19 protein-coding genes and 2 pseudogenes are annotated in these 18,026 nt (G+C 55.8%); 10 read left to right on the forward strand and 11 right to left on the reverse strand.

Features of this window, described 5'->3' with window-relative positions; translation table 11 throughout:
• Positions 1–15: 15 nt before the first annotated feature.
• On the reverse strand, positions 16–636 hold the full coding sequence (locus tag JCM13995_RS02375) for a hydrolase (RefSeq protein ID WP_054662090.1): 621 nt from the start codon (positions 634–636) through the stop codon (positions 16–18).
• Positions 637–739: 103 nt separating this feature from the next.
• Here JCM13995_RS02375 and JCM13995_RS14255 point away from each other — a divergent pair, with 103 nt between their 5' ends.
• The 4 genes from JCM13995_RS14255 (at position 740) to JCM13995_RS02390 (ending at position 2,364) form a co-directional block, all read left to right on the forward strand.
• On the forward strand, positions 740–886 hold the full coding sequence (locus JCM13995_RS14255; protein WP_156314289.1) for a hypothetical protein: 147 nt from the start codon (positions 740–742) through the stop codon (positions 884–886).
• A 45-nt stretch (positions 887–931) separates the two neighbouring features.
• Positions 932–1,330, forward strand: coding sequence for a hypothetical protein (locus JCM13995_RS14260; RefSeq protein ID WP_156314290.1), 399 nt, complete (start codon positions 932–934; stop codon positions 1,328–1,330).
• Positions 1,287–1,598, forward strand: a complete 312-nt coding sequence (locus JCM13995_RS02385) for a hypothetical protein (RefSeq protein ID WP_054662096.1) — start codon at positions 1,287–1,289, stop codon at positions 1,596–1,598. Before JCM13995_RS14260 ends, JCM13995_RS02385 begins: the two co-directional genes overlap by 44 nt.
• A gap of 130 nt (positions 1,599–1,728) precedes the next feature.
• Entirely contained in the window at positions 1,729–2,364 is a 636-nt protein-coding gene (locus JCM13995_RS02390; protein ID WP_054662099.1) for an NAD(P)-dependent oxidoreductase, read from the forward strand.
• A gap of 147 nt (positions 2,365–2,511) precedes the next feature.
• On the opposite strand, the pseudogene JCM13995_RS02395 reads toward JCM13995_RS02390, so the two are convergent.
• The 4 genes and pseudogenes from JCM13995_RS02395 to JCM13995_RS14835 form a co-directional block, all read right to left on the reverse strand.
• Positions 2,512–3,505, reverse strand: a pseudogene (locus tag JCM13995_RS02395) (aldo/keto reductase).
• A gap of 124 nt (positions 3,506–3,629) precedes the next feature.
• The gene (locus JCM13995_RS02400; protein WP_225350655.1) at positions 3,630–4,475 is read right to left on the reverse strand and encodes an alpha/beta fold hydrolase; all 846 of its coding nucleotides are present in this window, start codon (positions 4,473–4,475) and stop codon (positions 3,630–3,632) included.
• Between the two features lie 36 nt (positions 4,476–4,511).
• Positions 4,512–5,321, reverse strand: a complete 810-nt coding sequence (locus JCM13995_RS02405; protein ID WP_156314291.1) for an acyltransferase family protein — start codon at positions 5,319–5,321, stop codon at positions 4,512–4,514.
• Complete coding sequence (locus JCM13995_RS14835) at positions 5,242–5,439, reverse strand: hypothetical protein (RefSeq protein WP_162230896.1); 198 nt, start codon at positions 5,437–5,439, stop codon at positions 5,242–5,244. Before JCM13995_RS14835 ends, JCM13995_RS02405 begins: the two co-directional genes overlap by 80 nt.
• A 251-nt stretch (positions 5,440–5,690) precedes the next feature.
• On the opposite strand from JCM13995_RS14835, the gene JCM13995_RS02410 reads away from it, so the two are divergent.
• A complete protein-coding gene (locus JCM13995_RS02410) occupies positions 5,691–6,140 on the forward strand; it encodes an NUDIX hydrolase (RefSeq protein ID WP_054662105.1) in 450 nt (149 codons plus the stop codon).
• Between the two features lie 96 nt (positions 6,141–6,236).
• On the opposite strand, the gene JCM13995_RS02415 is transcribed toward JCM13995_RS02410, so the two are convergent.
• From JCM13995_RS02415 to JCM13995_RS02425, 3 genes are all read right to left on the reverse strand, one after another.
• Positions 6,237–7,370 (reverse strand): NADH-dependent flavin oxidoreductase, encoded by a 1,134-nt coding sequence (locus JCM13995_RS02415; RefSeq protein WP_054662108.1) that lies wholly within the window; start codon positions 7,368–7,370, stop codon positions 6,237–6,239.
• A 230-nt stretch (positions 7,371–7,600) separates the two neighbouring features.
• Complete coding sequence (locus tag JCM13995_RS02420; protein ID WP_054662110.1) at positions 7,601–8,047, reverse strand: hypothetical protein; 447 nt, start codon at positions 8,045–8,047, stop codon at positions 7,601–7,603.
• A gap of 69 nt (positions 8,048–8,116) precedes the next feature.
• The gene (locus tag JCM13995_RS02425; protein ID WP_054662113.1) at positions 8,117–8,506 is read right to left on the reverse strand and encodes a DUF3232 domain-containing protein; all 390 of its coding nucleotides are present in this window, start codon (positions 8,504–8,506) and stop codon (positions 8,117–8,119) included.
• A gap of 219 nt (positions 8,507–8,725) precedes the next feature.
• Here JCM13995_RS02425 and yaaA point away from each other — a divergent pair, with 219 nt between their 5' ends.
• Positions 8,726–9,388, forward strand: a complete 663-nt coding sequence (gene yaaA / locus JCM13995_RS02430) for a peroxide stress protein YaaA (protein ID WP_369385586.1) — start codon at positions 8,726–8,728, stop codon at positions 9,386–9,388.
• Positions 9,389–9,643: 255 nt separating this feature from the next.
• Here yaaA and JCM13995_RS02435 read toward each other — a convergent pair whose 3' ends face one another.
• Entirely contained in the window at positions 9,644–10,165 is a 522-nt protein-coding gene (locus tag JCM13995_RS02435; RefSeq protein WP_054662116.1) for a hypothetical protein, read from the reverse strand.
• 27 nt (positions 10,166–10,192) lie between these two features.
• Complete coding sequence (locus JCM13995_RS02440) at positions 10,193–10,990, reverse strand: SDR family NAD(P)-dependent oxidoreductase (RefSeq protein ID WP_082397676.1); 798 nt, start codon at positions 10,988–10,990, stop codon at positions 10,193–10,195.
• A 173-nt stretch (positions 10,991–11,163) separates the two neighbouring features.
• Between JCM13995_RS02440 and JCM13995_RS02445 the strand changes: the two are divergent.
• Positions 11,164–13,339 (forward strand): annotated as a pseudogene (locus tag JCM13995_RS02445) (Tex family protein).
• 111 nt (positions 13,340–13,450) lie between these two features.
• Positions 13,451–14,470, forward strand: coding sequence for an LLM class flavin-dependent oxidoreductase (locus tag JCM13995_RS02450; protein WP_054662119.1), 1,020 nt, complete (start codon positions 13,451–13,453; stop codon positions 14,468–14,470).
• 639 nt (positions 14,471–15,109) lie between these two features.
• Here the strand turns inward: JCM13995_RS02450 and JCM13995_RS02455 are convergent.
• Positions 15,110–15,481, reverse strand: coding sequence for a hypothetical protein (locus tag JCM13995_RS02455; protein WP_054662122.1), 372 nt, complete (start codon positions 15,479–15,481; stop codon positions 15,110–15,112).
• Between the two features lie 446 nt (positions 15,482–15,927).
• On the opposite strand from JCM13995_RS02455, the gene JCM13995_RS02465 reads away from it, so the two are divergent.
• Together JCM13995_RS02465 and JCM13995_RS02470 are read left to right on the forward strand one after the other, a co-directional pair.
• Positions 15,928–17,049, forward strand: coding sequence for a glycosyltransferase (locus JCM13995_RS02465; RefSeq protein ID WP_054662127.1), 1,122 nt, complete (start codon positions 15,928–15,930; stop codon positions 17,047–17,049).
• A 167-nt stretch (positions 17,050–17,216) separates the two neighbouring features.
• A complete protein-coding gene (locus JCM13995_RS02470; protein ID WP_054662130.1) occupies positions 17,217–17,645 on the forward strand; it encodes a MarR family winged helix-turn-helix transcriptional regulator in 429 nt (142 codons plus the stop codon).
• Positions 17,646–18,026: the final 381 nt, after the last annotated feature.

Consider the following 18,026-nt stretch of genomic DNA (forward strand, 5'->3'; position numbering starts at 1 on the left):
AGAGTTGTCAGGCGCTTATTCAGCATGGAAGAAGTCGTCGTTCTCAAACATCAGCTTCACGAAATCATGGGCGTACTCTGCGCGGTTCCAGTCCCGTTGCCACTCGCAGGCCAACTGGGCGTTCGAGATCAGTTCGGCGCCGGCCTGTTCAACGCGGCGCAGCGCGGTTTCGTGGGCCAGCGTGGAGGTGCCACCAATCGCATCCACTACCGGGAAAACGTGGTAGCCTTCGCGCAGCGCGTCAAGCGTTGGAAACGCCATGCAAGCCTCGGTCCACAGGGCGCACATGATCAGATTTTGGCGACCGGTGGCGTGGACGGCTTTGTTGAAGTCCTGGTCCTCCCAGGCGTTGATGTTGGTGCGGTCAAACGTGGGCTGATCCGGCATCAGGTCGCGCAAGGCCTTTAACGTGTCGGCGTTGCGCCCGGTCGCGACATTCACGGTACTGAGGACAATGGGGACGTGATAGGCTTTCGCTAACTTAATGGTAAATGAAACATTTTTAATGAGTTGCGGGTGGCTGATCGACTGGATCGAGGAGACCTGGGTTGGTTGGTAGTCGATTACCAGCAGGACGGAATTTTCTGGGGTCAGCAGCGGATCTTCTTCTGGGTTGCGACGCGGATAACTGGTCATGGCGCTTACCTCCTAATTGTTGGATACGCTTGCATTGTAGCCTGCGGCGCGGATAATGACTAGTAAAGCGACTCGGCAGGCGAGACGCATCAAGGAGGGTGTCATGGCTCACTTCTTTCAATCCCTATTCAAGGGGATCGCCAACTTTTTCACGCTGCTGGCAGGAACTCTCAACCGGCCATTTTTGCCGCCGGATTCAGCACGTAAACGGGTGCCGCGTCAAGATGAGGACGATTGGCGCCACCGGTGAGTCTGGGTGGCGGCATTTGAGACGCACTCAAGGAGATGACAAAGAATGACGAAAATTACAGATCAACTGGCTTTGGAGTTTGGCCTCGCGCCGGCGGATTTTGCGCAGCCGTACAACCGGTTCATCACGGCGCCGCCAGTCAGTGGGGCGCGGTATTGGGCCCGCGACGCCGGCGACCTCGTCGTGTATCAGGATCATCTCTACGTCCGCACGACCAACCCACTGGTGACTGACGCATCGCGCTGGATTTCAACACGACGCCAGGCGAGTGGTTCTTCGCGTGGCCGCACCTGCGCGAACTGGAGCGGCTGCTGCACCGCTACGGCTGGCAGATCACCAACCACGCGCCGTTTTTTTTCTGCCGGCCGGACCAGTCCAGCCGCCAAGCGACTCGCACCTGATGCTCATCGAGCGAGCCGACATTCCGCTGTTCAAAAAGGATAAGCGGATCCACGAGGCTTTTGCCTACGATGACGTTGATCCCGACATGCTTGGGGTTGGCTATTTTGACGATGGCCAACTCAAGGTGGTAGCCGGGGCCAACCAAAATGGGCGCTACACCTGGGAAATTGGCGTCGAGGTGCTGGATCCGGCTTTCGCGCGCCAGGGACTGGCTGTCAAGGTGGTGCAGGCGCTGACCGCGAGATTCAACGGCGCGCGCCCGAGATGTTGGTGGTTTACGGCACACAATTTTCGCACATGCGGTCGATGAACGTTGCGATTCGCGCGGGCTTCAAAGTCGGTTGGACGGAGCTGACGTTTGCGCCGATCCGCAGCCATCATTGAGCAGTTAAGTCGACCAGCCGCATGGCGTGAATTTTTCGTTTTGAAGAAGGATAAAGATGAGAATCGGAATTATTGGGGCCACCGGCCATGTTGGGCAAGAAATGGTGAAAGCGGCATTGGCTAAAGACCACGAGGTCACGGCAATCGTCCGTAACCGAGCCAAAGTAGAAAAACTGTTCGGCAGCAAAGTCACGGTGCTGGCCAAGGACGCCTTGACGCTGGACCGGGTGGATCTTGATGGCCTGGATGCGGTGGTCGATGCGTTTGCGTCACCGAATGCGTTCCAGCACCTGGATCTGGCCACTCGACTGATCAGCATGTTCCGAGAGACGGAACGGCCGTATCTCTTGTTCGTCCTGGGGGCTAGTTCCTTACGCCTGGCTTCAGGCGAGCTGATGCTGACACAGGTGGAAAAGCAGGCCGCAGGGGCCCCGTGGGTCGCGACGCCAGAGCAGCAGGTTCACGAGTACCAGTACCTGCAGTGGATCAAGGACGTGGCGTGGACGGCAATTTCGCCGCAGGCCACCCTCACGGACGGTCCGCTCGGCGATTACCGGCTGGGTACCGATCAGGTGATGACGGCGCCAAGCGGGAAGTCCGAAGTATCCGCGGCAAATCTCGCGGCGGCAGCCATCGCCGAACTCGAAGCCAAAACCCATATGCGGCAGCGGTTTACGGTGGTGAACGCGTAGACCACGCAAAAAGCGCTGACTCAATCTGGCAATGACCGCCGGTTAGAGTCAGCGCTTTTTGCGGCTAGTGCGTGGTTGCGCTTTTCGCTTAAAAGGCAAAAAAAATGCCACCTCGTTTTGTGCAGACGAGGCGGCACGTGCTTGACGCTAGGCCAAAATTTGGTCGATGGCCTGTTCTTCTTCTTCGCTGAAGTTCAGGTTGTTCAGGGCCTTGACGTTGTCATCCAACTGGCTGACCCTGCTGGCGCCGATGATGACACTGGCGACGGCCGGCTGCCGCAGATCCCAGGCCAGGGCCATTTCGGCGAGGCTCTGGCCGCGTTTTTCCGCGATGGAATTCAGCGCCTTGATCTGGTCAAGCTTGCTTTCCACATCGGCCACGTGCAAGAACTTGCTGTCCTTGCGGGCGGCGCGGGAATCTTCCGGGATCCCGTGCAGGTACCGGCCAGTCAGCATTCCTTGTGCCAGTGGGCTGAAGACAACGGCGCCCGTGTGATCCTTGAGCAAGGTCGGGAACAGGTCTTTCTCTGGATCGCGCCCGAACATGTTGTAGCGGTCCTGGTGGATGATGTAAGGCGTCTTTAAATCCTTGAAAATCGCGGCAATTTTTTTCTGTGTTCTCGGCGTTATAATTCGAGATGCCGACGTATAAAGCTTTACCACTTTTGACCAGTTGATCAAGGGCCAGCGCCGTTTCCTCCAGCGGGGTGTCCGGATCAAACCGGTGGGAGTAGAAGATGTCAAAGTAGTCCAGGCCGGTGCGCCGCAGACTCTGGTCGCAGCTGGCGATAATGCTCTTGCGCGAGCCCCATTCCCCGTATGGGCCGGGCCACATGTAGTAGCCGGCCTTGGAGGTGATGACCAGCTCGTCACGGTAAGGCTGAAAGTCTGCTTTGAAAATCCGGCCAAAGTTGCTTTCGGCACTGCCGGCTTCCGGACCGTAATTGTTGGCAATATCAAAGCAAGTGATGCCTAGGTCAAAGGCGTGCCGCAGCAAGTGGCGCTGATTTTCCAGCGGATCGACACTGCCAAAGTTGTGCCACAGGCCTAGTGATAGTGCAGACAGCTTCAAGCCGCTGTTGCCCACGCGGCGGTACTGCATATTATCATAGCGAGTCTTTGATGCCAAATAATTTTCCATGAGCATACTCCTTTAGTGATTTTGAGATAGCGCTTTCGCGTTTACCTTCTCAGACTATCACTTATCGGAACATGGGGGCAAAATTTTTCTCCGGTGCAAGTGGGAATTTGCCGAAAAGGGTTTTCTAGCGAAGCTGGTCGCGCTGAGTCGGTGTCTGGCCCCAGAGAAATGCCGCAACGGCGTGATTGACCACCGGGTTATTGATATGCAGCAGGCTGTGCTGGGCGTGCGAGCCAACCACTGCCTTTTCCGCATACGGGCCGTGATACTCGCGCAACACATACCGGAGGCTGCGCGCCGAGGCGACTGTGACCACGGTGTCTGATGCGGAGCCGTCGTTGACGTCACCGTAAATGTTCAACACCGAACCGGCCTGAAAGGTGCGGCGATGGTTTAATAGCCGTTGATATTCCGGCCGAATTTGGCTGGGCTTGCCCAAGGCATTAAGCGTGACTTCGTGAGGGCGATCGTCCCAGTGCATGATGCCATTGTATGGGCCGGCAATCGCCACTAGGTGGTCAATGGTGACCGGCGACTTGGTCATGCCACAGGCGATCGCGGCATAGGCACCCATCGAATGGCCCACCAGATTCACAGAGGTGACCCCATAATCTCTGTGCAATGTCCGCATGACCTGGCGGAGCCACTGCGTGTATTTGGCTTCCCCGGCTATGTTGTTTTCGAATATCACGTTGATGAGGGGGTTGCGCTGATCGTTCAACCGGCCGTGAGTTGTGACTTGGCCATCACGCGACACCGTGATCGTCATCACTTGGCGGCCGGCCCCTTGAGCCTCCAAATGGTCGATCATATTGCCCAGGGACTGGGCGGTGCCCCGGTAGCCGTGCACAAATAAGGTCGGCGTTGGGCTGACCTTAAACTGATTATTTAGTTGGGTGCCGCCGCATAAAGCAAGCAGCGAAATCAGGCAGACAGCAAGAAGACGTTTAATCGGTCGCATATTTTTCATCTGTACTCCAATGCACCGTGACATATTGCCATAATCTTAGCATGCAATATGGCAATAAGACACCGGCAACCACCCATAAGACCAAATGCGGTGGGATGAATTTTTCCAGGCTGTAGCCGACTGCCTTATGCAGATACATGATCGGTACGGTGGCGCGCCTAGTGCGACCAACCCGCGGCTCAGTGATATGTGACTGAGTGCTTGCGCTAAGACAAAGATGCCGAGTGCTAAGGCCGGCGGCACAAGTAGCGCGAGCAGTGGATCCGTCAGATGATGGGACTTCATGAACAGGAGGAAATTTAGCTGCCCGCTGGCCTGCAGCACGTACAGCAGAACAAACAGGCCCAAGGCTGCAAGCCCCAGCCAGTGCCAGTGGATCAGTGGCCTTGCGTAATGGAAGAACCACCAACCGATAAACATGTAAGGCATTGCCAGCAGGACTAAATCCAGGTTGCCAGGAAGGGGAAAGCCAAATATTGCCGTCGCATTGGGGTAGCTGGTCCCCAGGCCAAATAGCGCGAGCATGATTCCCGCCTGGATGGCCACCGAGCTCACGTAACCTTTGATCAGTGAGAACAAAACTAAGCTGGCCAGATAAACCGTCATGAACCAAAAAGCCGAAAGGTAACCATTGAGCAAGGTGCCACCGTAAAGTAGCCGTGCCACATAGCGCAGCGAGAAGGTGACGGTGTGCCGCTCGACAAAGAAGCTGACCGTGATCAGGGCGAATCCATAGGCGAAGTATTGCTTGAGTTGCGGCCAAATTTTAGTTTTCAAGTAGTGCGGCAGCGCCCGTCGCGTTAATGGTTTGACGAAAAAGCCGCCGATCATAAAGAATAACGGCATGTGCCACCAGTAAATACTTTGGTAAAAAAGTCGTCCCTTTGGGCGCAAAATGGCCAATGACGACGGCGATAATGCCGAGACCCTTCGCAATGTCGATCCATGCCAGTCGTTTATTCACCAGATCCTCACTTTTCTTGCGGTAAACCGCGTTTAAATTTTTTCCGCGTGGTCCGTGTTTCCTCTCCACTATCGCAAAAAGGTGCGACCAGTTTATGACCAGCTGTGGCCAGTTGTGAAGATTTCTTGAGGCAAAGCGGAAAAGTTTTTGTCGGCCTCGGAATTGCGACGCAGGCGGGCAAAATGAGCAAAGCGCTGAGTCCCCTTCGTGGTATCGTGAGGATAGATAATAACGAGAAAAGGGGAAACACAATGGGCTATATCGAGGACTTGCGGCGCATCATCGGGCATCGCCGCGTGATCCTGAACGGCTGCTGCGCGGTGCTCGTCAATGAACAGGGTGCGCTGCTGATGCAGCAGCGCAACGAGCCGGCACGCCGGTGGGGACTGCCCGGGGGACTGATGGAGTTAGGTGAATCGACCCGAGAGACAGTCGTCCGCGAGGTGGCCGAAGAAAGTGGGCTGCGTCTTGATCCGGCTCAGTTGACCCTTCTCAATGTGTATTCCGGTGAGGGCACGAGTGTTGCGGAAAACGGCGATCAGTTCGACATTGTGAACACGGCTTATTACGCGGAGCACGTTAACGATGGCGAGTCACTTCAGTACCGCTGGGTACCTTTTTCACAGCTGCCGGAAAATGTTCCGCAAACGCACCGGCACGCGATTACGGACTACTTGGCCTTAAGGCATGCAAACAGTTGAACCGTGGGTGGGGGGTGACCAAACTACCAGCCGCCACGCAAAAAGCAGCGCCTCACATCAGGATTTCGATGCGAGACGCTGCCTGGTTTTTTTCGATCACGAAGGGTGAGGCGTGGTGACGTGCATGTCGGCATGCATGTGATCAGTCAGGAAATGCCACAGCGCCGGCGTGATGCCAAGCTCGTCCAGATCGGCGACTGACATGGTGTAGCGAATGGCCTGCTCGTCGCCACTTGCCACCTTTTGCACCCAATGTGGTTCGCGTAGCATTTCGCGCCCGATCGCCACGAAGTCGATGCCTGCCGCCATGACCTTTTCGGCATCAGCAGGGGTCTCGACGCTGCCCACGGCGATCAGCGGCAGACGGCCTGCAACCTGCTTGCGAATTTTGGTGATCACGGGCTCGGTGTCGGCATGATCGTTCAGCGAGGTCTGAAAGGCGTGGCCTTGAGAAATGTGCAGGTAATCGAGCGGCTGTTCTGCCAGCGTATCGATGAATTTAAGCGTGTCCGCGAGGCGGATGCCCGGGGTCTCGATTTCCTCCGGCGAAATGCGATAGCCAATTATAAATGGCTTGTCTGTGGTCGCCGCAACGACCTCGTGAACGCGTTTGATGATGGCCAAGGCGAAGCGCTCCCGATTGGTCAGACTGCCGCCCCACTGATCGGTGCGGCGGTTGCTGTGTGGGGAGAAGAATTGCTGGATGAGGTAGGTGTTGGCGCCGTGAAGCTCAACGCCGTCAAAGCCGGCCTGAATCGCACGGCGGGTGGCCTGCCCGAAGTCTTTGATCAGCACCTCGATTTCAGTTTCGGTCAACGCGCGTGGGGTTTCCGCGCCAGGGCGGAGTGCCGCGACCGCGCTTGCCGAAACTGGCTGCTCGCCGCGCAGGATTTTGCTGTTGGTCATCCGACCGGCGTGAAAAATCTGCAAGATGGCTTTTGTCCCGTTGAGCTTCATGGCACTAGCCATTTTGGCCAAACCGGGGAGAAACCTATCTTCGGCTACCGAGAGCTCCCCTTCGAAGCCTTTGCCGCTGGCCGCCACGTTGGCGACCGGGGAGATGAACATCCCAACACCACCACTGTGAAGCGAAAAGTAGCGCAGCTCGTCGGTAGTGACAGACCCTTCCTCAAACGCCGAGGTCTCGGTCATCGGCGGGATCACAACGCGATTTTTGACGGTGATGCCGTTTTTGAATGTGTATGGCTGCAGAAATTGATAGTTGGTCATGATTCGAGTTTCCTTCTTTCCGGGCACTGTGATTTGGTTTGAAACCAAATCAAGTTAAGTATAGCGCTAAGCTGATGCGGCGCCGGTTTTTGACTGGCTGACGCAAGGAAAATCAAGGGCCAAACCAAACTAAATGATAAGCCCGCAATCAGCCATTGGTGCTGGAATTGCGGGCTTTTGATTAGCATCCAGAACTGCATCGTGCCGTGAAAAAGGAAGGGACCAGTGGTCTAGCCGCGGAAAATGGCTTTTTGGTACTTCTCGAACCAGCCGCTAGCCAGACTTCGCTCAGCGGCAAAAACCAGCCGGCGACTCGGGTCCGCCTTGACTGACCAATTCGCTTTGGCGAAGCGCTCGCGGACCGCGTTGGCACCAGCCGTGCTTTTGGTCACGATAATGTACATCTTGGTGCCGTGGTCATTGGTAAATGACACTGCGCTAACAATATCGGCACCATATTGGCGCTTCAAGTCCGTCATCGCGGACCCGCTGATTTCCTGCTTGTTGGCAACGGGCAACCCACGATTTTCGACGTCTCGCAGGTGGCTGACTCCGGACCGATACGTGCACTCGCTCTGCGCAGGGCTTTGACTGCTTGGCTGGCCGATGCCACAGGCGGTTAGCAACGTCAGCGGAATCAGTGCAAGAAGGATTGCTTTGGAAAAGTTTGCGTTCATTTTTCTCACTCCTGTTCGGTGACTCCCATCAACGCAAAAAGTGGGGACTGGGCGCATCAGGCGCGAGTCTTATCTTCCTTTTAACACCCCAAAAAGGACAATATAACCGGCAAAATCGCCGATCCGCTTGCGGTCGGTGACCGGGGTGCCAAGTTGCGACAGCCACTCGGCGTCGTAATGGGTTGCGGTGTAGCGATTCAGAATTTTCAGGCTTGATATGAAGGCATTGTGGCGTCTGGTGCGCCCTGCATCGACTGCCGCACGCTCCTGCGTGTTTTGGTCGTTCCATCTCACGCGGATCGGGACATAATCCAAGGCGGCGTCGATTATATCCTGCCACAGTTCCTTAAAATCCCCGTCGTTCTGCGCTTGTTCGTAGGGAATCTGGTTATAAATTGCCAGCGCCTGGTCCAGTGACAGGGCGTCTGGCCGCTTTAAGTAGTTGTCCAAGTTAAACATTCTAACCCCTCCTAATGATTTCATCATACCCGTTTGCCCCAGGGGATGGCTTGCTTTTGCGGCAATTATTTTGGCCATCGCAGCGACACTGAGCAGGTGATACACGGCTTCGGGACGATCTAGTTTACCTTCGCCTGTTGGGGATGAAAACTTGGAACGGTTTTGTATAATACAAGCAGTGCGTTAACTCTAATTAGTTTACGAAAAGAGGCCAAGACCATGCAACTCATCATCGCGCCGGCAAAGAAGATGCAAGTGGATCATGACAGTTTTGCCCCGACGACCTGGCCGCAATACTTGGCTGAGGCCCAGGTGCTGCTGAACGCGTTGCGCCGGTTGTCCTATGATGAGGTAAAAGCGGTTTGGCGGTGCAGCGAGCAGCTTGCCAAGCCGAACTACGCGTGGCTGCATCACATGGCTCTGCAAAAAGAAGTCAGCCCGGCGGTGATGAGCTATGTCGGCATTCAGTACCAAAGCATGGCGCCTGGGCTGTTAACTGAAGCTGGGCTGACCTATCTGAGCGCTCACCTGCGGATCCTCTCCGGTTTTTACGGGGTGCTGCGGCCGTTTGACGCGGTCGTGCCATACCGCCTCGAGCTCGGCAGTCGCCTCCCGGTTGGTCGGGCCAAGAACCTTTACGACTTCTGGGGTGATCGCCTTTATCGCGCATTAGACTGGACCGGGCCGGTTGTGAACCTAGCGTCTAACGAATACGCCAAGGCAGTCACCCCGTATCTGCAGCCGACTGATCGGTTTGTGACCGTGGTTTTCGGCACGCTCAAGGACGGGAAAATCAAAACGCGGGCCACGTATGCCAAACAGGCCCGAGGCGCGATGGTGCGCTTTGCTGCCGAACATCAACTCACCACGCCGGCAGGCTGAAGGCCTTTGACGACCCGCGTTACCGGTATGCAGCCACTTATTCCACACGCGACCGGCTCGTCTTTTTGAGCACTGAAAAGACGCGTCGCAAAGGCGGGTGAGCTGACTGGCAGGGTTAGGGCACTTCAGCCGGCTGTACGAGTCCTTTTGGGGTGCACAATGAATTACTGCGCCTGCGGATCGTTCTTCGTCTGATTGGATGGCGCGGTCGGTGACTTTTTGGTTTTACGGTGCGGCAGCTGGTTGCCCACGGCTTTAGGAATGCCCGTCACCAGGTGGGCGACAGTCTGGGCGCGCGCCTGCCGCAGCGCGTGCCTGCTTGCCTTCACCATCTTTTTTTTCCGCGTGACGCGAGGCCAATAGTTGCCGGCTGGCCTCGATGGTGTCCTCGTCAGCGTATTCGGCGCGCACAAAACTGTTTGGCGCGACCTTGGCGTTGGCCTTGGGCGTCGTGTCAAGAACCACATTGGCGCGCCGGCCCGCGTACTTTTCCGCCGGGGTGACTTGGATCAGTGAGTACTGCAGGTGGTAAAAGTGCATGACGCGCTCGGCCTCCGCCAGCGGCAGATCGATTAACCCAGGCATTTTAAAATCTTTCTTGTGTTTATCCAGGTGCGCATCGATCACCTTGGCGCCTTCATCCACGACGCTCGGGGCGACTTTGCCGATCGCGTCCGCCACCGCGCCGGCACCGGTCAGCAGTTTATCGGCAACATTGAAGGTTTTGCCGGCCAGCTTTTTGAGCCCACCGGTGGTGCTGCGTTTCGAATTGGCCAATGACGTTTCCCCCTTTGTAGAAAGCCGTTACTGACTTAAATATACCAGGTTCACGTGAACGGCGGCCACTGCGTTAGCCATTACTTTTGGGCGATTGTTTGGAATGGGCACTGACCATCCGCTTGACCAGTTTGCCCAGCCCGTAGTCGTTGACAATTTTGCCTGGTGGTGGTGCCCGTCTGTCACAATTTTGACGACAATCGCCGCGCCTTCTTCAACTGTGTGGATGAACGGATTCGTCATGTGGTGGTTAAGGTCTGTCGAGACGCCGCCGGGCATGATGCCAAAGATGTCGACGGGGATGTGCTGGCGCTTAAAGCTCTGGCCGAACATTTCGATCATTTTGTCGAGCGCTGATTTGCTGGTGACATAACTGAACGGGTGCCAGAAGCCGCTCGGATTAACGGGAATGGTCATGTTCGCGATGCGGCCGTGATTCTTGCGCAGAATCGGGGTGAAGGCCTTGATCATCTCAAACGACCCGATGACGTTGACGGTCAGCGTCTCCCTGAGGTCATCGGTCTTGACCGTCAGCGGTTCCGCGGCCATGTCGCCGGCGATCCCCGCGTTGTTGATCAGCAAGTTGAGATCGGGATGGCGTTCGGCCACGTCAGCCGCCGCGGCGTGCACCGTGTTCAAGTCATCGAGGTCAATCTTGAGCCACTCGGCTTGGATGCCCTGCTTTTCCAATTCATGGACTGCGGCCAGTCCGCGCTGCTCGTTGCGTGCCCCCAGCAGAATGGACCACCCTTGCGCACCAAGCTGTTTGGCGACTTCAAACCCGATGCCCTTATTGGCCCCGGTGATTAAAACTTTATTTGTCATGCAAGTGACCTCCAGTCTGTACTTCGCTTTCCATTGTAGCATTTACACCGGTCGGCCTGATGGTGTTGGCCAATCACCTGCATTGCCTATTGGCGAGTCCACTTGTATGATAAGTGGACAGCAGATACAGTTTCGAACCAGGATCAGCACACAGAAATTGTGAGGGGAAAGCATTGATTGACAGCCAAACCGTTCAAATCGTAGAAAAAGAATTAACTGGGATCTCGCAGCACCAGGTCAGCGCAGTCTTAAACCTGATGCAGGATGGCAACACCGTCCCGTTTATTGCGCGCTACCGCAAGGAAATGACCGGCAGTCTGGATGAGGTGCAGATTCAGTCAATCGAGGAAGCCTACAACCGGGCCACGGCGCTTCAGGACCGGAAGACTGCCGTGCTTAAGAGCATCGACGAGTTGGGCAAACTGAGCCCTAAATTGAGTCAACAGATCCACGCCGCCACTAAGTTGCAAACGGTTGAGGACTTGTACCTGCCGTATAAGCAGAAGCGGCAGACCAAAGCGAGCATTGCCAAGAAGCAAGGCCTGGAACCATTTGCCAACTGGCTCATGAAATTCCCGACTGCGCCGCTGGACGAGCAGGCCCGACGCTACGTGAACCCCGCCAAGCAGGTAAAAAAAATCCGCAAGCAGTGCTGGACGGGGCTCACGAGATCTTGGCCGAGCGCTTCAGCGAAAAGGCGGACATTCGCAATTGGCTGCGCGACTTCACCCAGCGCACTGGGGTTGTGACTTCAACGGTTAAGGCCAAGGGCAAGGACTTGGACGAAAAAGGCGTCTATCAGCAGTACTACGATTTTTCCGAAAAGGTCAAACACATGACGGCGACGCGAACGCTTGCGCTCAATCGCGGGGAAAAGGAAAAAGTCTTGACGGTGAAGGTCACAGTTGATCAGGACGCCGTGCTGCTTTTCTTGCACGACCGGCTGATTGGCAGTCGCCTGCGGACGCCGGCGACTGCGTTCATTGAAGACGCGTATGCAGACAGTTACAAACGCTTCATCGGGCCGGCAATTGAACGGGAGGTGCGCGGCGAGTTGACCGACACCGCAGCGACCAAATCGGTCAAGGTGTTCGGTCAGAATCTCTACAACCTGCTGATGCAGGCGCCGTCAAGGGAAAAGTGGTGCTGGGCTTCGACCCTGCCTACCGCACCGGCTGCAAGCTGGCGGTGGTCGACGAAAACGGCAAGCTTCTGGCGACTGCGGTGATTTATCCCCACAAGCCTGCTCCGGCGGCCAAGCGCCAGGCGGCGGGTCCCGAGTTTCAGGCCCTGCTGGAAAAATACCAGGTGACCATGATCGCAATTGGCAACGGGACTGCCAGCCGTGAATCCGAGCAGTTCGTTGCGCAGACGCTCAAACACCTGCACCGCGAGATTTTTTTATGTGATCGTGAATGAGGCCGGGGCATCGGTGTACTCTGCCAGTCAAACCGCGCGGGATGAGTTTCCTCAGCTGCCGGTGGAAAAGCGCAGCGCCATCAGCATCGCGCGCCGCCTGCAGGATCCGTTGGCCGAGCTGGTCAAAATTGACCCGGAGCGATCGGCGTGGGTCAGTACCAGCACGATCTGCCGGCCAAGGCGATGGCCAGTGAAGTTGATGCGGTCGTCGAGCGCGCGGTCAATCAGGTCGGTGTGAACCTCAACACGGCCAGCGCGCCGCTGCTTGCCCGCATCTCGGGGCTGTCCAGCACAATTGCGCAGAACATTGTCGCTTACCGCGATGAAAACGGTCGCTACACCAGCCGCCCGCAGCTGAAAAAAGTGCCGCGGCTGGGTCCGAAAGCCTATGAACAGGCCGTGGGCTTCCTGCGCATTATTGACGGCAAACAGCCGCTGGACAACACCGACATTCACCCGGAAAGCTATCCGGTGGCCAAAAAAATTCTGGCGGCCGCAGGGGTGACCACCGCTGAACTGGGCGAGCCTGCTGCTGCCGCTAAACTTCGGCAGTTGGATCTGGCGCCTTTTATCACTGAGTCTGTGGGTGAGGCCACCCTCAAGGACATCGCCACCAGCTTGCAGAGCCCGGGACGTGATTTGCGCGACAGCATGCCGGCCCCTTTGCTGCGGCGGGACGTTTTGACAATGGCAGACTTGCAGCCTGGGATGAAGCTGCAAGGGACGGTCCGCAACGTCGTCGACTTTGGCGCGTTTGTGGATATCGGCGTCAAATACGATGGGCTGGTTCACTTGTCGCGAATGGGGCCGAAGTTTGTCCGCGACCCCAACACGGTCGTGGCAGTGGGTGACATCGTCGACGTGTGGATCGTTTCGGTGGATGAGCAGCGTGAACGCATTGCGTTGAGCATGGTAGCGCCGAGAGAATGAACTGGAACAGGCCGAGCGAACGGCCTGTTTTTTTTCAATGCTTTTGCTTGTATTTAGTAAGTGAATGGATTATATTGCTCTTGTTCGAATGAATCGAAGGAGGCAAGCAAAATGAAAAACATTGGGTTTCTAAGTTTTGGCTTCTGGCAAAAGAACAATTCGCTGGTGACCACGGCGCAGCAGAGCTACGACGAGTCGGTTCAGCTGGCGGTCGAGGCCGAGAAAATCGGGATCGACGGGGCGTGGTTTCGTGTCCACCACTTTGCCGACCAAATTGGCACGCCGTACCCACTGATGGCGGCCATTGCCGCGAAGACCTCGAAAATCGAGATCGGGACCGGCCTGGTCGACATGCGCTACGAGAATCCCTTCATGATGGCAGAAAACGTCATGGCCACCGACGTGCTGTCGAAGAATCGGGTGCAGCTTGGTGTGGGTCGGGGGTCGCCGGAGCAGGTTCAAGACGGCTGGCAATACTTCGGCTATGATTACACCGAAGAAGAGATCAAGAACATTGCGCGCGCCCGGGCACTGAAGTTCCTCGACTTGCTGAAAGGCGAGCGGTTTGCCGAACCCAACGCCCAGCCGATGTTCCCCCAGGAGCCGGGCCTTCGCCGGCTTGAGCCTTTTTCGCCGACGCTGCAACACCGCATCTGGTGGGGTGCCGGAAGCCAAGCCACCGCAATCTGGGCCGCTGAGCACGGGATGAACCTGATGTCGTCGACACTGGTGAATTACGAATCTAACGAGCCGTTCCACGTCCAGCAGGCCAAGCAGCTGCGTGCCTTCAAAGACGCTTGGAAGAAGGCGGGCCATGACTTTGAACCGCGAACGCTGGTGACGCGGTCAATCATGCCAATCGTGAACGACCTGGACCGCCAGTACTTTGCGGCAGGCACCCAAACCCAAGACGAGGTGGGGTACTTGGCCTACCATCAGAACCCGACGATCTTTGGCAAAATGTTTGTTGGCGAACCGGACCAGCTGATTAAAGAGCTGGGCGAAGACGAGGCCATTCAGGAGGCGGACACGATTTTGATCACCGTGCCGTCCACACTGGGCGTTGACTACAATGTCCACCTGCTTAAAACCATCATGACCGACATTGCGCCGGCTTTGGGTTGGAAGTGATTGATCGAAAAGAGCGAGAGAGTCGCTCTTTTCTTTTACCCTTTGGCCGGCCAATACTTGCGTCCGATTGTGGTCAAAAATATTTTGCACATTTTCATTGACAGCGGTTACATGACGTGGTATCTTGTTGTTGGATGATGGGAGGGCGAGGAAGGAACAACCTCGTCAGAACCACCCGGAAACTTCCTGGCGATCCGACCTGTACTTCAGGGTTGACCAGGCATGCTGAGCCTTCCGATCGGTTTGGCGATGAAGACTGCGTGAGAAGCGCAGGGCCTTCCAGGGCGCATGGCAGGATGCTGCTATCACTTTTCCTAACTTAATAAAGCGACTCAAAGCGGTGACGTGGCGAGGATAGCAGGCAGGGGTAACCCTGCAATAAAGGCCACCGGGGTACACTCGGTGGCAGGGGACACCATTTCGAAAGGAATGGTGCCCTTGTTGTGCGGTTAAATAGTGCGGTGGCGTCTTCCCGGATTTTCTGGAAATTTCAGGAAAATTCGGAAGGCGTTTTTTTCTTTGGCGCCGACGAGAGATGGTGACGTTCAGAGTGATGTTGTGGCCGTGAGAATTGGCGACCAGGAGGATTTAAGCATAAAAATAGCGTTCCTCTGCAGGGACGCCATGTGCGAGCAGCGATTAGTTGGCAGCCGGTGTGCCGAAGTGCTTCAAATTAGCGAGCGCAATGCCGCCGCCCACAATGATGACGATCCCGCCGACCCAGCCCAGCAAGGGAATCAGCGCGACACCGCCACCGACAATAAGCAAGATCGCGGCCGCCGGCTTCACCAGTTCGGAATTCTTATAGTAAATCAGGGAATATATCCCCAGCGCCAGGGCAGCAAGTTTCAGTAAGAAAAAGAGGATCCCCCAGACGGAGGTGGTGTTGGTGTTCCCGTTGGCGACGTCCCCAATGGCCGAGGCGGTGATCACGAGCGGTGCAATCAGCAGGATCACACCGGCCACCAGACCGTAGATGCCGTCAGCCAGGATCAGTGATTTAGTTTTCATCTTTCTTCCTCCAGAATATGATAATGGCGTTAACAAAGGCCAGAGTCATTATCACCCCGCCTGTGCGACGGGTCAAAGATTTTGCCTTGAGGGCCAGCGCTGTGGCTCAAGTCGCGTCGGCAGCGGGTGAGGCAGGTAAGACCGAAGATGAGGCGGCACTTGTGACTCGGGTGATCGACGTTTCACCACATTTTTACGTTAGCAGTCTTCAGAGAAACCTAAATCATAATGGTTCAAGCGCCCTGTACCAGCATGATGCCGGTGCAGGCGGCCAAAATATATAATAGGCGATTGACAATTAGGCACCTAACATATAAACTGGTCTTAATGATAAGCCATAGGCACTGGTTATCTATTTTGAATATTCTCATGTGGGTATGCCGGCGCAATGAATGAGGTCATGACCAGCGAGTGGCCAGAGCAAGCGTTAGAAGGGGGAAATTGATATGCATGTCATGATGACGATGGAAAATGTAAAGATGGACGGTGTCAAGCGGGCGTCAACGGTTTTGGGTAATGCGTTGGCCGCAGAGTCTGAGATAGACCTGTGGTACTATTCGCTCGCCGAGACGACCCCCTTTTTCGAACTGGACGCACCGCTGATTGTTGCGCAACCCGCTGCTGATCCTTCCTTGGCGAACTTTTTCGGAGCTGATCCTTACGCCGTCTATCGGGATCAGATCACGGATTTAGTTTTTCAAATCAAGCGGCTGGCAATCGATGTGGTGATTTTGCCAGCTGGACTTTTGAACAGCTTCGCGCCACTTCTCAAGGCACAATGTCCGAATGTGCGCTTGATTGGATGGATGCACAACAATTTCAACACTTACATGAATGACTATTACCAGGAGATGCAGGCCGAGTTTGTCGCCGGGCTCAAGGCAGTGGATGAGTTGATCGTCCTGACCGACGCGGATTACGATGAGTATCGCCGCTACAATGAGCATATTGTCAAAATTTACAACCCGCTGACGATCGACGCGGCCCAGTCGGATTTGAGTCAACCAATCGTGGCCTTTACCGGCCGAATCGCAATTCAGCACAAGGGTATCGATCTGCTGCTGCGGGCCGCGCCGACCCTGACGCCGGGGTGGCGGATCGCGATCGCCGGTGATGGGGCCCCTGAAGACATGGCGCGCTTCCAGGCCCTGGTGGCCGAGCTGGGCGTGGCAGATCGAATCATTTACCGTGGCGCCCTGAAGGATGATGCGCTCAAGCGCCATTATCAAGACGCTTCCGTGTTCGTTTCAACCTCGCGCTGGGAGGGAATGCCGCTGGTGATCGGCGAAGCGATGGCCAGTGGGTTGCCCGTTGTCGCCATGTCAAACTCCGGTTCTGATGAGTTTCTTCAGAATGGTCGCTATGGCTATCTCACTGCGCCGGCAGATGTTGCCGACTTCAGCCAACACCTGAATTTGATGACGCGCAATGCAAGCCTAAGACAGCATTTTTCACGGCGTTCGCTGAAACGTGCTCAGGATTTTGGCATTGATCAAATTGTCTCCGAATGGCTGCCGCTGCTGGGGGTCACTCAATGGAACGATAATTATGACGCGATGATGGGGTAGCCCGCGCAGGAATGCTTTTTTTCATGCATCACGGTTTGCTAGGCTTTTGACTATTCACTATCTAGTAAAGTCTTTGGTATACTGGGCACGGAGGATCATGATGAATAAAAAATGTCGAGAGTATCAATCACTTGCTGCGTCAGCTGATGCTTGAACAGCAGCGAATTATGACGGCGGATTTAAATGCTGACAGTGGGCTCACCCCGCAGCAGGCGCGTGCGCTCAGTGTCATTCACCGGCATCCTGGCATTATTCAGCGGGAACTGGCGGACACGTTCCAGCGCCGCTCGGCCAGCATCTCGAACCTGCTCCAGATTTTGCAACGCGACGGCTACATCACGCGGAAGGTCCCAACGGAAAGTGAGCGCACGAAGCAGATTTACCTCACCCCTAAAGGGCAAGCGGCAATTGCCGGGTTCGATGCCTATTACGATACGGTCGAGAGTCGCATGGTCAAAAATTTGTCGCCGGTCGAGCAGCAGACGCTGATTGGGCTGCTTGAAAAAAATGGTGGGGTCGTACGATCCACCGGCTGGTGCTTTACAAACCGCCGGGAGTGCCACAGCGAAAGTGTGAAGCAAGGCCGTCTCAGATGAGGCGGCTTTTGTTTTGGCCGGGCGAGGTGGCATGATGAGCAGCAAGCAGGCCGAGCTAGACGGCGTGCCTCGCGAAGGCTACAATGACAGACATTCACACCAATTTGGAGGCACAACATGCATATTGCCGCGTTTGAATCAGATCCGCACACCATCGCCGAGTTGGTCGATCTCATTTTGTTCTGTCAGGACGGTGAGGCCAAACTCAACATCACCATGCCGAACAGCCCGACGTCTTTGCCATTCCGACGTACTATCAGGTGCCGGGTGGGGGGTTCTGGGTGGCAAAAGACGAGGCAGGCCATGTCGCCGGCTGCATTGGTCTGCTGAAACTGACGGCCACAACGGCGGTGCTCAAAATTAGTTGTATCTCTAGTTTCG

It is taken from the genome of Lacticaseibacillus camelliae DSM 22697 = JCM 13995 (assembly GCF_001311195.1).
Lineage (GTDB): Bacteria > Bacillota > Bacilli > Lactobacillales > Lactobacillaceae > Lacticaseibacillus > Lacticaseibacillus camelliae.